This window comes from Pseudomonas sp. PS01300, assembly GCF_029960155.1.
Taxonomy (GTDB): Bacteria; Pseudomonadota; Gammaproteobacteria; order Pseudomonadales; family Pseudomonadaceae; genus Aquipseudomonas; species Aquipseudomonas palmensis.
The window spans coordinates 1-13,505 of the sequence record NZ_JASCPN010000056.1 but is presented as its reverse complement, the minus strand read 5'-3'; the positions used below and the strand labels follow the sequence as shown (position 1 = coordinate 13,505).

The 13,505-nt window shown below is 56.4% G+C and carries 12 protein-coding genes; 7 read left to right on the top strand and 5 right to left on the bottom strand.

The window, feature by feature from the left end; genetic code table 11:
• Window positions 1–19: 19 nt before the first annotated feature.
• From QMX96_RS21395 to panB, 4 genes are all read right to left on the bottom strand, one after another.
• The gene (locus tag QMX96_RS21395; protein WP_043863696.1) at window positions 20–820 is read right to left on the bottom strand and encodes a carbon-nitrogen hydrolase family protein; all 801 of its coding nucleotides are present in this window, start codon (window positions 818–820) and stop codon (window positions 20–22) included.
• A gap of 12 nt (window positions 821–832) precedes the next feature.
• Window positions 833–2,515 (bottom strand): NAD(P)/FAD-dependent oxidoreductase, encoded by a 1,683-nt coding sequence (locus QMX96_RS21390; protein WP_043863697.1) that lies wholly within the window; start codon window positions 2,513–2,515, stop codon window positions 833–835.
• Between the two features lie 247 nt (window positions 2,516–2,762).
• Window positions 2,763–3,221, bottom strand: a complete 459-nt coding sequence (locus tag QMX96_RS21385) for an Lrp/AsnC family transcriptional regulator (RefSeq protein WP_054915967.1) — start codon at window positions 3,219–3,221, stop codon at window positions 2,763–2,765.
• 77 nt (window positions 3,222–3,298) lie between these two features.
• Window positions 3,299–4,120 carry a 3-methyl-2-oxobutanoate hydroxymethyltransferase gene (gene panB, locus QMX96_RS21380; protein WP_078480870.1) on the bottom strand — a complete coding sequence of 274 codons (822 nt, stop codon included), beginning with the start codon at window positions 4,118–4,120 and terminating at the stop codon, window positions 3,299–3,301.
• Between the two features lie 87 nt (window positions 4,121–4,207).
• Here panB and QMX96_RS21375 point away from each other — a divergent pair, with 87 nt between their 5' ends.
• The 7 genes from QMX96_RS21375 to QMX96_RS21345 all read left to right on the top strand — a co-directional run bounded on the left by QMX96_RS21375 (window position 4,208) and on the right by QMX96_RS21345 (window position 12,800).
• Entirely contained in the window at window positions 4,208–4,999 is a 792-nt protein-coding gene (locus QMX96_RS21375) for a helix-turn-helix transcriptional regulator (protein ID WP_088514296.1), read from the top strand.
• Window positions 5,000–5,398: 399 nt separating this feature from the next.
• On the top strand, window positions 5,399–6,535 hold the full coding sequence (locus QMX96_RS21370) for an RNA ligase RtcB family protein (protein WP_078480873.1): 1,137 nt from the start codon (window positions 5,399–5,401) through the stop codon (window positions 6,533–6,535).
• Window positions 6,535–7,155 carry a peptide chain release factor H gene (gene prfH, locus QMX96_RS21365; RefSeq protein ID WP_043863775.1) on the top strand — a complete coding sequence of 207 codons (621 nt, stop codon included), beginning with the start codon at window positions 6,535–6,537 and terminating at the stop codon, window positions 7,153–7,155. Before QMX96_RS21370 ends, prfH begins: the two co-directional genes overlap by 1 nt.
• 804 nt (window positions 7,156–7,959) lie before the next feature.
• Window positions 7,960–9,303, top strand: coding sequence for an N-6 DNA methylase (locus QMX96_RS21360; protein ID WP_282362357.1), 1,344 nt, complete (start codon window positions 7,960–7,962; stop codon window positions 9,301–9,303).
• Window positions 9,293–11,536, top strand: a complete 2,244-nt coding sequence (locus tag QMX96_RS21355) for a sensor histidine kinase (RefSeq protein WP_282362355.1) — start codon at window positions 9,293–9,295, stop codon at window positions 11,534–11,536. The genes QMX96_RS21360 and QMX96_RS21355 overlap by 11 nt, the downstream gene beginning before the upstream one ends.
• A complete protein-coding gene (locus QMX96_RS21350) occupies window positions 11,533–12,162 on the top strand; it encodes a response regulator (protein WP_282362353.1) in 630 nt (209 codons plus the stop codon). Before QMX96_RS21355 ends, QMX96_RS21350 begins: the two co-directional genes overlap by 4 nt.
• Window positions 12,159–12,800, top strand: a complete 642-nt coding sequence (locus QMX96_RS21345; RefSeq protein WP_282362352.1) for an HNH endonuclease — start codon at window positions 12,159–12,161, stop codon at window positions 12,798–12,800. Before QMX96_RS21350 ends, QMX96_RS21345 begins: the two co-directional genes overlap by 4 nt.
• Before the next feature lie 596 nt (window positions 12,801–13,396).
• On the opposite strand, the gene QMX96_RS21340 is transcribed toward QMX96_RS21345, so the two are convergent.
• The coding region (locus QMX96_RS21340) for an IS3 family transposase (protein WP_146427598.1) at window positions 13,397–13,505 on the bottom strand (109 nt) is incomplete at its 5' end.

Below are 13,505 nucleotides of genomic sequence, written 5' to 3'. Positions count from 1 at the left end.
CGTCATGCTAGCGGATAAATCAGTGCTTGCGCGGGCCGCCGTGGAGTTCCACACGCAGGTCGTGCAGGTACGGTGTGCTGGCGCGGCCTTCGTGCACCCGTTGCAGCTCGAGGTCGGCCACCAGCAGCGTGGGCTCATGCCCGGCCATGGCCAGCAGGCTGCCGTCCGGGCCGATGATGCTGCTTTGGCCGCAATAGTGGATCTGCTCCTCGGCGCCGCAGTAGTTGGCATACACCAGGTAGCACTGGTTCTCCTGGGCGCGTACGCGCACGGTGAACTGGCAGATGAAATCGTAGGGCTGCATGTTGGCTGTCGGCACCACGATCAGCTCGGCCCCGGCCAGGGCCAGGCGGCGGGCGTTTTCCGGGAACTCGATGTCGTAGCAGATCAACAGGCCCAGCTGCCAGCCATTGAGCGTGACCACCGGGAAATGGTCGGGGCCGGGGCTGAACATGGCGCGGTCCAGCCCGCCGAACAGGTGGGTCTTGCGGTAGTTGGCCAGGCTGCTGCCGTGGGCGTCGATTAACTGCACGCTGTTGTACACCTGGCCGTCCTCGCCAAGCTCGGGGTAGCCGTAGACGATGGCGATGCGGTTGGCCTGGGCGATTTCCACCACGGCCATGGCCGATGCGCCGTCCTGCGGCTCGGCCAGGCGTGCGACCGCTTCGCTGCCGATGTTGTAGCCGCTGAGGAACATCTCGGGGCACACCAGCAGTTCGGCGCCGCGTGCCGCCGCCAGCTGCGCCTGCTGGTGCAGGCGCTCGAGGTTGCCGGCCACGTCCATCGGGTGGGGCTGGCCCTGGTACAGGGCTATGCGCATGGGTCTCTCCTTTCAGTCGGCCAGGGCGATCGGGCCGATCTCGTTGAATACATCGCCAGGGCCGGGGTTGTCGGCGTGGGTGCGGCCACCGAAGTGGTTCATGATGCCCCATACCGCGTTGAGCGAGGTCTGCACCGCGCCTTCGACCCAGGCCGGGGTCCAGGAGACGTCGTCGCCTGCGATAAAGATGCCGCGCTGCTCGGCAGGCAGGTCCTGCTGCATGAAGTGCGCGTACATTCGCTGATTGTAACGATAATGGCCGGGCAGGGCGCCCTTGAACGCCCCCAGGAAATGCGGGTCGGCTTCCCACGACACAGTGATCGGGTCGCCGATGATGTGCCCGGCGATATCGACCTTGGGGTAGATCTTCTTCAGGGCGTCCAGCGCCAGTTTCACGCGTTTTTCCACCGGGTGCGGCAGCATCTTGAGCGCATCGCTCATCCACGAGTACGACAGGCAGATCACCCCCGGCCTGTCGTCGCCGTTGTCGAACAGGTAGGTGCCGCGGGTGAGGCGGTCGGTGAGGGTCATGCTCATCAGGTCGCGGCCGGTCTGCGGGTCCTTGTCCTTCCAGAACGGGCGGTCGACCATCACGAAGGTCTTGGACGACTGCATGTAGCGGGTGCGGTCCAGGGCCATCCACATCTTCTGCGAGAACAGCGACTCCTCGCACTCGATCTGGGTGGTCAGCAGCCAGCTCTGACAGGTGGTGAGCACCGCGGCGTAATGGCGGGTGACGCCCCAGGTGTCGGTAACGGCCAGGCGCCCATCGTCGGCGCGGGCGATGCTTTTCACCCCTGAATGTGGCGTGCCACGGTGCAACGAGCTGAGGCTGGTGCCTTGCGGCCAGTGGGCGCAGCGTTGCGGTACATGCCGCCAGATGCCCAGGGGCACCTGCTCGACACCGCCCACCACCAGGTGCTGGTGATCGTCGCAGTTGGTCATCACCACGCGGAAGATCTCGAGCATCGAGTTGGGGAAGTCGGAGTCCCAGCCGCCGGTGCCGAAGCCGACCTGGCCGAACACTTCGCGGTGCAGGAAGCTGAGCTTGGCGAAGGCCTTGGAGGTGGCGACGAAGTCGTAGAAGGTGCGGTCGTCCCACAGCGGCACCAGGGTGTTCCACAGCGCCTTCAGGCGCGGCACGTCGCGATCGCGGATTGCCTGCTGGATGTCGCCGAAGCGTGCGCCATCCTCCAGCGCATCGGCCCAGGCGTCGGCGACTTCCTGGAACAGTGCCGGCAGGTCGCTGAGTTTTTCGGCGTAGTGGGTCTGGCCCTCGAGGTCGATCACCGTGCTGCCGGAGGCGGGGGTCAGCGGGTTGGGGAAGGGTCTGGTCTCCAGGCCCAGCTTGTCGACGTAGTGATAGAAGGCCGTGGAAGACACCGGGAAGCGCATGCCACCCAGCTCGGCGACGATGCCTTCGGCGCCGGAGAAGGTCTGCGAGCGCAGGCGCCCGCCCATTTTCGACGCCTCGTACACCACCGGCTTGAGGCCCAGCTTCATCAGCTCGTAGGCGGCCACCAGGCCGGCGATGCCGGCACCGACGATGGCCACCTCCTCACCGTGGCGCTCGGCGGGAATGCTGCCCAGGCCGGCCGGGTGCTCGATCCAGTCGTCGAAGGCGAAGGGGAAGTCCGGGCCGAAGATGGTGACCGGTTTTTTGCCGTCGGCGGGGTGGCGATTGTTCTTGTTCATGGGAGACCTTGCCAGGGCTGCGCGGGGAGCGGAGCTTGAGTATAGGAAATGCTGGCGGTCATTCTACGAGGGGAGGGTGTTGGTTATTAAGATGCAGAGTGTCGTCGTTTTGTGGGTATTTTTGTCATTGTGACGGGATGCTTGAGCAGAGTGATGCCTTCGCCGGCAAGGCCGGCTCCTACAGGTTTGCGAGCACCGTTAGCATGCTTGCCAGCGAAGGGCCCTATCTGTTCCCCGCTAACCCATGTCAAACCGGTTGGCCGCGGTCCACCTTGCTGCTGAGGATGATCGAGGTGGTGGTTTTCTCCACGCCCTCGACACTGCCGATCTGGTCGAGCAACTGGTCCAGTTGTTCGGGCGAATCGCTGCGCAGCCACGCCACATAGTCGAACTCACCACTGACCGCACACAACTGCTGGATCTGCCCCATGGCGCTCAGGCGGCGTACCACCTCCTTGCCCGAGCGGGGGCGCACGGTGATGCCCACATAGGCCTGCAGGCCGCCGTCGATCACGCGCTGGCCAAGGCGCACGCCGTAACCGCTGATGACGTTGGTTTTCTCCAGGCGCGCCAGGCGCGAGGTCACGGTGGTGCGGGCAATGCCCAGTTGCCGGGCAAGCATGGCCACGCTTTCGCGGGCGTTGATCTGCAGGGCGGCGATCAGTTGACGGTCGATTTCATCGAGGGCGACAGGGCGGGTGGGCATGGACAGGGATCGTTTCTTTCGCTTGGGAAGTGGACCGATTAAGGCAGCTAATCGACCCACTGTCCACGCCGGTGCTATCAGGGCGCGGCCTTGAAGCAGTGCTCCAGCCCCGGGAACTCGCCGCTGCGCACCTCGCGGGCGTAGTGCTCCAGTGCGTGTTCGATCTGCGGTTGCAGCTCGGCATAGCGTTTGACGAAGCGCGGCTGGTACTCGCCGAACAGGCCCAGCAGGTCCTCGGTCACCAGCACCTGCCCATCGCACGCAGGGGATGCGCCAATGCCGATGGTGGGGATGTGCAACGCTTCGCTCAGGCTGCGGGCCAGCGGCTCGGCGATGCCCTCGAGCACCACCGAGAACGCCCCCGCCGCCTGCATGGCCAAGGCATCGTCGCGCACCTTGGTTGCGCTTTGTTCATCCCGCCCCTGGGCCTTGAAGCCGCCCATGCTGTTGACCTGCTGCGGCATCAGGCCCACGTGCGCCATCACCGGAATGCCACGGCGCACCAGAAATTCGACGGTGTGGGCCATTTCGGCGCCACCTTCGAGCTTGATGCCCTGTGCACCGGTTTCGCGCAGCACCCGGGCGGCGCTGACAAATGCCTGCTCCGGCGAGGCCTGATAGCAGCCGAACGGCAGGTCGACCACCACGCAGGCGCGCTCTGCCCCGCGCATCACCGCCTGGCCATGGGCAATCATCATGTCCAGGGTCACGCCCAGGGTGCTGGGCATGCCGTACAGCACCATGCCCACCGAATCGCCGACGATGATCAGGTCGGCATGGGCATCCACCCAGCGGGCCATGGGCAGGCTGTAGGCGGTCAGCACCACCAGGCTGCCGGCGCCCTTGCGCTGCTGGATGGCGGGAATGGTCAGGCGGTTTTGACGTACATGGGTGCTCATCGACAAGTCTCCGATCAGGTTGTGCAACGGGTCGCGGCGCAGGCTACCATCGGCACTTTTGGCTCACTTGAGCAAAGGGGACAGCTGATGCCGCAAGCGGGACAGATACCGCAGGTGCCGCCCGTACCGCTGGCGCTTTCGCGCCCGGTGCAGCGGCGCATGTTCGGCATACCGGCAGGTTATGAAGTGCAGATGCACAGCCATGACTGGGTGCAGTTCACCTATGCCAGCGCCGGGATCATGCAGGTGCTGACCGAGCGCCACAGCTATCTGCTGCCGCCGCAGTGCGCGTTGTGGATTCCGCCAGGGGTGCAGCACACGGCGTTCAGTGAGCAGGCGCTGGCGTTTCGCGGGCTGTACCTGGATGCCGCGGTGCTGCCGGGCGCTCGCCGTGACTGCGCGGTACTGCAGGTGACGCCGCTGGTGCGCGAGCTGATCGAACGGGTCAGCCACTTTCCCGCCGACTACCCTGACGACGGGCCGCAGGCGCGCCTGCTGCAGGTGCTGGTGGACGAGTTGCAGGGGCTGGCCGAAGCACCGTTCAGCCTGCCGCTGCCCAGCGACCCGCGCCTGCGCCGGATCACCGATGCACTGCAGGCCGAGCCTGGGGACAACCGCACCATCGAGCAATGGGCGCAGCAGGTGGGGGCATCGCGGCGCACCCTGGTGCGCCTGTTTCAGGCGCAGACCCAGCTTTCATTCCGTGAATGGCGCCAGCGCCTGCGCTTGCTGGCCGCATTGCCGTTGCTGGCGCAGGGCATGAGCGTGACTCGGCTGGCGAATGAACTGGGGTATGACTCGGTGTCGGCGTTCATCGGGTTGTTTCAGCGCCACTATGGGAAGACGCCGGGGGTGTATGCGGCCAGTCTGGGGATGTGATTGTGAAGTTCTGAGGGCCGGAAACGCAATGCGCGGCTTTGAGTATGGTGGGCCCACACGGACTAGTGTTTAGCGTAATTGGCGAAATGGTTGGAAGCTGGGCACTGTACCGCCAGGGTATGTTTTTTGTACCGCGGAGCGGTCAGGTTTTGCGGCCATGACGTTGTTCTCCTGGTAAAAATGTGATCAAGGTTGTTGCAGGGTGGCAATTACACACCTAAGATGCCCGCCTTCTCTCACCCGACAGCAAAGGAGGTACATCATGCAACAGTTGATCACCCTTTGCAGGTCGCGCCTGGCTTGAACGCATTCGCCGCTACTCGTTAGCGGTACCGCAACGCCCGGCCTCTGGCCTGCCAATCCGAACATCTTTTTGTTTCAACCCATCAGGATTGGACTATGGGCACTTGCATTCGCAATTTGTCCGACGGCGCTGTATTGGTCGCCGCGGACGACACCTGGATCGAAGGAAAAGCGATCCAACAACTCGAAACCACCGCTCGCCTAGGGGGCATGCATCGGGTGGCCGGCATGCCGGACCTGCATCCGGGGCGTGGCTATCCGGTCGGCGCGGCATTCTTTTCCGTGGGGCGTTTGTACCCGGCGCTGGTCGGCAATGACATCGGCTGTGGCATGGCGCTGTGGCGTACGGACATCCCGACCGCCAAGCTGCATCTGGACAAGCTGGAGAAACGCCTTGGCAACCTCGACCTGCCGCTCGACGAGACGTGGCAGGAGGCCGTCGCCAGCTTCGGTTTGCCTGCCACGGGGCACGAGCGTTCTCTAGGCACCATTGGTGGTGGTAACCACTTCGCCGAGCTGCAGCAACTTGATGAAAGCTACGACGATGCGGCCCTGGCAGCCTTGGGCATCGAGCGCAAACACCTGCTGTTGCTGGTGCACAGCGGCTCGCGTGGTTTGGGCGAGGCGATCTTGCGTGAGCAGGTCGACCTGTTCGGTCATCACGGGCTGGAGGCGGGCAGCGAGGCCAGCACTCATTACCTGGGCCGGCACGACGGCGCGCTGCGTTTTGCCGAAGCCAACCGTCAGTTGATTGCCCGGCGCATGCTCGACCGCTTGCGTGCCGATGGCGATGTACTGCTCGACATCAACCACAACCTGGTGTCGCCAGCGCAGGTCGACGGGCTCGATGGTTGGCTGCATCGCAAAGGCGCCACACCGTCGGATCAGGGGGCGGTGGTGATCCCTGGTTCGCGCGGCGACTACAGCTACTTGGTACAGCCGATCGCCGACGAGCGCAGCCTGTTGTCCCTGGCCCATGGCGCCGGACGCAAATGGATGCGCAGCGAGTGCAAGGACCGCCTCGCCTCGCGCTACAGCGTCGAGCAACTGAGTCGTACGGCACTAGGCAGCCGCGTGATCTGCGCCGACCGGGCGCTGATCTACGAGGAAGCGCCGGAGGCCTACAAGGCTATCGGCTCGGTGGTGGGTGCCTTGCGTGAAGCGGGGTTGGTTCGCGTGCTGGCACGACTGAAACCGGTGCTGACCTACAAGACGCGCGGAGGGTGCTGCTGATGATCCTGCTGCAACTCTCGGCGGCTCAGGGGCCGGAAGAATGTGCCCTGGCAGTGGCCAAGGCATTGCTCAGGCTGCAGGCCGAAGCGGATGCCCAGGCCGTGGCGGTACGGATACTCGAAGAAGAGCCGGGGCCGCGGCGCGGTACCTTGCGCTCGGTGTTGCTGGCACTGGATGGCGAGCAGGCCGAGCGCCTGGCGGATCACTGGACGGGCTCGCTGCAATGGACGTGCAGCAGTCCGTACCGGCCGGGGCATGCGCGCAAGAACTGGTTCTTTGGGGGCGCACGGTTTGCGCCACCGGCACCGGAATTGGCGAGCGAGATCCACTTCGAGACCTTGCGTTCGTCCGGGCCGGGTGGTCAGCATGTCAACACCACCGATTCGGCAGTGCGCGCAACGCACCTGGCCAGCGGCGTCAGCGTCAAGGTACAGAGCGAGCGTAGCCAGCACGCCAACAAACGCTTGGCGCTGCTGCTCATCGGGCAACGCCTGGCGCAACAGGCAGAGCAGGTCGACAGCGAACTGCGCGCGGAGCGGCGGTTGTTCCATCACCGCATCGAGCGTGGCAATCCACGTCGGGTGTTTCGCGGCGAGCGCTTCGAGCCGGCTGACGAGTAGATTGTGTGCGAATAGTCGTCGAGCAAAAGTCAGGCCGGGCGGCGTAGGCTATGCCGGCCCCACAAAAACGGATGAGGAAAGGACCCGGCTCGCACTCGGGTTTACGAGTTGCCAATGAGCACTGCGTATCTGAGGCGATCCCGCCAAAAACGCAAAAGCCGCGCAATGCGCGGCTTTGAGTATGGTGGGCCCACACGGACTTGAACCGTGGACCAAAGGATTATGAGTTCGCCAATGACACCGTTGCGCTAGGTTTCATTGGGTTACACGAGGAAACGGTACAGGACGCGAAAGTACAGGGCAATCAGTACGTTAGCGAACGGTAGATTACAGATGAGGACCTTCGTACTGTACCGCTAGTGTACCTGGCCGAGTGGCTTGTTTTGTACCGTCGATCCGGCGTCCCTGCCGGCGCTGGTGTCCAGGCCCCGGGCAAAAAGCCGCCCGGGGCCTGGCTCGGCATCCATGCCTCACCAGCTCGATTGGTGGAAATACTCCTCGCGCTGCAGCTGAAGATCAGCTAAATTTTTGATTTATAAATCAAAAAGAAGCATTGAGAAGAGTAATGCAGAGCTTGAATCAACTGGGTGAAGCGATAGCACAGCGTCGGCACGCCCTGGGTGTCAAACAAGGGTTCGTCGCCCAAAAAGCTGGCATAACCCAAGAGTCTTTATCCAGGTTTGAGCGTGGCCGTGCTTCTGAGTTTGGAGCTCGAAAACTGCTAGCGGTGTTGGCAGTTTTGGGAATGGAGATTCGATTCTCTGAGGCAGCCCCAAGCCTGCATTCCAGGCCGGAGCAAGTAGATTGAGCACTAATGTAATTGGAGATCCGCGCCTGATTAGCGAGACTAATCATAATAGCCCCTCTAGCACTGAGCCAAAAAGTGAGCTTGATAGTTCATGGAATGCGGCATCAATTCTCTATCAGCAGTTGGGCTTGTCGTGTGTCGATGATGATGAGCTTCTTGCCCTAATGGATCTAAGTTCGGTAGAACGGAAGAATCAGGGTGTTTTCTTTACTCCTTCTGAATTGTCCAATCTATCAGTTGAGAGGTTTGGCTATTCCGTAGGGGATGGTGCAATACTTGATCCGGCGTGTGGTTCTGGGAACCTCCTTGTAGCTTTGGCTTCAACGTTTGACGTATCGCCAAATCTAGAGGTGACGTTGGCGGACTGGAACTCTAGGCTGCACGGAATAGACATAAACGAAAGTTTTGTGAGGATTGCCAAGAAGAAGTTGGTAAGGTTGGCTCTTAGCAAAGGAGCCGTACCATCTGGTGAGAAGTCTCCGGCCGAAATATTATCAATGCTCTCAAATGTTAGGGTAGGAGACTTCCTGGAAGAGTACGGAACCTACCGCGGAAAGGTTGGAGGGGTAATAATGAATCCTCCTTTCTGTCAGATTGATGCAAGACGAGAGATTGACTGGACCTCCGGAAAGTTCAATGCCGCATCACTTTTCGTTTTTTATGCGACGGAGATACTACCTATCAATGGAAGATTTTTAGGAATTCTACCTGATGTGCTCCGTAGCGGAACAAGATATTCACAATGGCGCAGCCAGTTACTAAAAGCAGCTGAGTGCACGATGGAGGCGTTTGGTAGCTTTGAGCCTGGAGTCCAAGTTGACGTTTTCATTTTGCAAGGCAAAAAGAAATTTCCTCAAGAAGAAGCCGTTGTTGAGCAAAATTCAGCCATTGAATCATCCGCAACTCTATTGATGAGTGAGTTTGATGTTTCAGTTGGGCCGGTGGTACCTCATAGGGACAAAATTGCTGGTGCAGAAGCACCTTTTGCGCACGCAAAAATTTTGCCAGCTTGGGAAACAGTGGACTCATTACCTGAGCGGATTTGCCACGCAGGGAGAAAAGTCCAGCCGCCTTTTGTAGCTGTTAGGCGCACCTCAAGTCCTAAAGATAGATATAGGGTGGTTGGGACTGTGGTGAACTGTTCGGAGCCTGTTGCGGTCGAGAATCATATCATAATACTCGCGCCCAAGGATCGAAGCCTGCTTTCATGTCAGAGGGTCCTGGAGCTCTTCAGAAGCGAGCATGTAAATAATTATATCAATGAAAAAATTAGGTGCAGGCATCTAACAGTGGGCGTGGTTAAAGGAATTCCCATAGGGAGCGCTGGTCATGGAAAATAGAACGAAAATAGGTAATCATCCCTTCACTGTGGAGGCTCGGGTTGCCATTCAGTTAGGCCGCGAAAGCATCTCCAGCTCGTTAGTGGCCATAAGTGAGCTTGTTAAGAATGCTTATGATGCTGATGCGGAAATTGTTGAGATATCATTTGAAGGGCTAGGCACGGAAGAACCAAAATTGACCATCACTGATGACGGCGATGGTATGGACAAAAATATTCTGCTCACCAAATGGATGCGTATAGGAACAACTCATAAAAGTGAGTCAGGCCTAAGTAGTAAGAATCGAGTATATACTGGAGCAAAAGGGCTGGGTCGTCTAGGCATTGATCGGCTTTGTAATCACCTAAAGCTTTATACAAAAACTGAGCTTTGTGAAAGTGTCTATGAGGTTGATATAAACTGGGATAAATATAACCAGATTAAGAGTGCGGAGTTAGATAGCATCAAACATGATGTCTATGAGATAAGTGGGCGCTCTGTGCCACGCATAAACTTCCCTATCAATGAAAAGGGTAAAGGCTCAAAATACGTCCTAACAGAACTAAAGGATTCTTGGACGGAGGAATTCTTAGGAGATCTTAGGAAGGAGCTTTCTTTACTTGTATCTCCTTTCTCAAAGAACTTGGATTTTAAAGTAAAATTTGATACGGGTGGCAAGTATCCTGCGCTAGACGGATTCGTTTCCTCTGAGCACTTTCTCGAGGCGGCAGAGTGGAGGCTGGAGGCATCGATCTCCGCTGCCAATGAAGTTGCTGTGTCAATATATGATGGTGGTGGTAACTTAAGTGAGCCAGCGGTCCCTGTTAGCTGGGAAAGCTGGATGCCAGGCGGAGAGAAAGTACCCCGCTGTGGTCCATTAAGTTTCACTCTATACTTTATGAGGAATATAGCTAGTCGTGAGATAAGTACTGATAAGTTCAAGCCTAAAGACGTTAGAGGCTTTCTAAAAAGCAACCAGGGTGTCAGGATCTATAGGGACCACTTCCGCGTCAAACCCTATGGCGACCCCAGTGGTGAAGGCGACTGGCTTGGATTGGCCATGCGTCGGGTTATAAACCCAGAAAGTATAACCATGGACAACTGGCGGATAGGCTACAACCAAGTAGTAGGGGCGGTATTCATTGGTCGTAACCAGAATCCAAATCTCGTTGATCAGACTAACCGAGAAGGTCTAACTGAGACTCCGGCCTATTTTGAGCTTCGTAAGTTTGCGCTAAAATGTGTTGAACTTTTCGAGAAGCATATCCAGACCAAGGCTAGGGAAGAAAAAGAAAAAAGACCACCCGTAATTGGGTTGTCGGAGCATGTGGATAAGAGCTTCAACACGTATAAAGACGTAATTGCGGCTATCAAACGGGTCAAGTCAGAATCAAACCAGGCTCAAGTTAAGCAGCAACTCGAAAAAATCGAAGCAACTTTGAGTGAGGAAAGCGAGCGTACAGCTCGTGTCAAAGAGAAAGTCGACCAGCTAGAGGCAGAGAAAGACACTTTGGCAAATCTTGCATCACTTGGGATTCTCTCTGTTTCATTTGGGCATGAGACACTTGCGGCTATATCTAATGCTATTACCAATGGTTCGCTACTTAGAACTAGGGTGAACGACGGTTTTTTCATGCTGCCTATGGATGTTGTTGAATTTGCGAACAAAAGATTCGACCAGATTGACAAGTCGCTTAACTACATAAAGATTTTTGGGAATTTCTCTTTAGGTAATGTTCGGCGCGACAAGAGAACTTGTAGGACGTTTAATCTGGCAACCGTCGCCTCAAATGTAATCAATAGCTTCGAGGACGTGCTTGCTAATAGAAAGACAACAGCAGAATTAATCCTGTCTAGTTCTGTGCCTCCGTTAATTAGGGCGTTCGAAATAGACTGGGAAAGTATATTTGCTAATCTTATAACTAATTCATGTTGGGCGCTGCAAAACACTCCAGCAAGTGAAAGAAAAATTGGTATCACTGTGGCCGTAGAAGATGGCTACTGTATCGTCTTCTTCGAAGATAGCGGTTGCGGTATTGAGGCAGGGGTGGAATCGCATATTTTCAAAGCTACTTTTTCTACCAAACGCAACCAGAAAGGTGACACGATAGGGACAGGTATGGGACTCTCTATTGTCAAAACTTTTGTGGAAGAGCATTCTGGCGGGACCATTGAGGTCACTAGTAAAGGCGCGCTAGGTGGGGCTCGATTTTTAATAAAGGTGCCACTCGTAAAGTCTGGGGCGCAAGAATGAAAATACTTTTCGTCGATGAAAATGAAGATCAGCGTGAAACTTACACCCTAATGCTTCAGGACTGCTTTCCCAAAGGGGAGGGAGTGCCTGCAGTTTTTGGGGTCGAGCCAAGGCCACAAGTTGGCGATATGAGTTTCTTGGTTGAAGATCCAAGCGTAGTAGCCATTGTCCTCGATGAGCAGCTTAAAGAATCGGGTGTGGCGCAATATTACGGTATTGAGCTTGCATCATATTTGAGAACATTGAATAGTAAAATTCCTATCTATATCCTCACCAGTTTTGTGGACTCTGAAGAGCTACTTGACGGTGAGATGCAGGTTGAGGATATTCTAAATAAACAGGATCTCTCTGCTAAGAAGCATGTGGTTGGTGCTAGGCTACTTCGTAGAATTGACTCGTATCTAGAAGTTATTGGCAATCGGAACGTACGCTTCGAACTGCTTTTGAGAAAGTCTGTAAGAGGCGAGTTGGCTGAAGATGAAAAGCAGGAGCTCGAGGAACTGGGTTATCTAAGAGACTCTGCGTTCGAAGTGGAAGAAATAATCAGCGAGGAAAAGCTGAAGAAGCTTGAGGCCTTGGAAGAAAAGATTTCTCAAATAGAAAATGGACTATCTAAAGAATCATGAATCATCTATTCTTTCCTCAAATTGTCCGTGCAGAAAACTATAAGATCAAAACCTGCGGTGAATTTTACGGTTATGCGTCATATAACGAAGTGATTCATGCGGACTGTCAAAATAGATGTGTGTACTGTGACGTCAAATTAGAAGAAAACGGGCATGAAGGATTTGCCCTTGATCACTTTCGCCCTCAAGAGCACTTCCCAGATCTTAAAAACAATCCCAATAATTTGGTGATATCATGCGGGAAATGCAACAGAAGTAAATCCTCACACTGGCCGGTCGGGACGAGCACAGAAGCTACTCACGACGGCACGGTAGGATTTATAGATCCCTTCCAATGCAATAGACTTCAATACTTTCAAGTAGAGCCAGCAGGTACCCTCTCTCCCCTCCAAGGACCATCTACTTATTTAATAAGGCTTCTTGGATTAAATCGTGCTAGCAGAGTTCTTGTAAGGAAGCATCGTATACTTAATGCCAAGATAGATTCCCTCATTTCCATGGCGGAAGAAAGCATTGATTGCGCTCTATCGCTACTGGAGACGGAAGAAGAAAAAGAACAAGCGTTACGAAAGATCAGTTCTGCAAAAGCAGCAATTGCTAGCATCAAGGAAATTCGGAATGAGATACACCCGACCTAGGTAGCAACCATAATATTACCTGCGCGGGCGACAGCCCGCCCAGTCATATCGCGTTGTAGCTGTTGGCCGCACTGCGCTCAATAAATGCGACAAAGAAACCCCTCTGCAGAATTCCAGAGTCAGTTTGCTTGGCGCTGCCTTTTTAAGATTAAGGCAGTTCTGCTGACGCGGCCGGTCGAGGGTTGGCATTGCGAACCTCAGCCATTCCATCTAAGTGGTCAGGGTTATTTGGGAGTCGGAGAGGGCCGACCCATTTGGGGCGATAGAGTCCGGGTATCCAAGATAGGACGAGCAGCTCTTACCTCAAGGGGAGTCAAACCGCCGCTTCCCTGTCCGATCTGGAACTGGCCATAGTTGCTGGACGTTTTATTTACGCAGTGGCCTAGCGCGCCCGAGATCTCTTCATCACTCAGCTCGGCCCGTTTCCAGTCGCTGGCCGCCGCGTTTCTGAGGTGGTAAGGGCAGACCCGGAACCTTAGTCTCGGCCACAGCTTCAGCCCTGCTGCCGACAATGCTGCACGCCAGTTAGTCGCTTTCTCGATGTAGACAATCGTCTCGATCCTTTCCGTTTCAGGTACTGAATCGCCCCGGATTCTCTAGACACCTTGCAAGCTCATTGCGTAACGCTTTTCAAACTCTACCGGTGATAGCTGATTGTTGAAACCATGGCGGCGTTTTACGTTGTAGAACATCTCGATGTAATCG

Bases quoted from the DNA above. Each gene is read 5' to 3' on its own strand.
- panB (WP_078480870.1), bottom strand. From the start codon at position 4,120: ATGAGCACCCATGTACGTCAAAACCGCCTGACCATTCCCGCCATCCAG.
- QMX96_RS21385 (WP_054915967.1), bottom strand. From the start codon at position 3,221: ATGCCCACCCGCCCTGTCGCCCTCGATGAAATCGACCGTCAACTGATC.
- QMX96_RS21390 (WP_043863697.1), bottom strand. From the start codon at position 2,515: ATGAACAAGAACAATCGCCACCCCGCCGACGGCAAAAAACCGGTCACC.
- QMX96_RS21395 (WP_043863696.1), bottom strand. From the start codon at position 820: ATGCGCATAGCCCTGTACCAGGGCCAGCCCCACCCGATGGACGTGGCC.
- prfH (WP_043863775.1), top strand. From the start codon at position 6,535: ATGATCCTGCTGCAACTCTCGGCGGCTCAGGGGCCGGAAGAATGTGCC.
- QMX96_RS21345 (WP_282362352.1), top strand. From the start codon at position 12,159: ATGAATCATCTATTCTTTCCTCAAATTGTCCGTGCAGAAAACTATAAG.
- QMX96_RS21350 (WP_282362353.1), top strand. From the start codon at position 11,533: ATGAAAATACTTTTCGTCGATGAAAATGAAGATCAGCGTGAAACTTAC.
- QMX96_RS21370 (WP_078480873.1), top strand. From the start codon at position 5,399: ATGGGCACTTGCATTCGCAATTTGTCCGACGGCGCTGTATTGGTCGCC.
- QMX96_RS21355 (WP_282362355.1), top strand. From the start codon at position 9,293: ATGGAAAATAGAACGAAAATAGGTAATCATCCCTTCACTGTGGAGGCT.
- QMX96_RS21375 (WP_088514296.1), top strand. From the start codon at position 4,208: ATGCCGCAAGCGGGACAGATACCGCAGGTGCCGCCCGTACCGCTGGCG.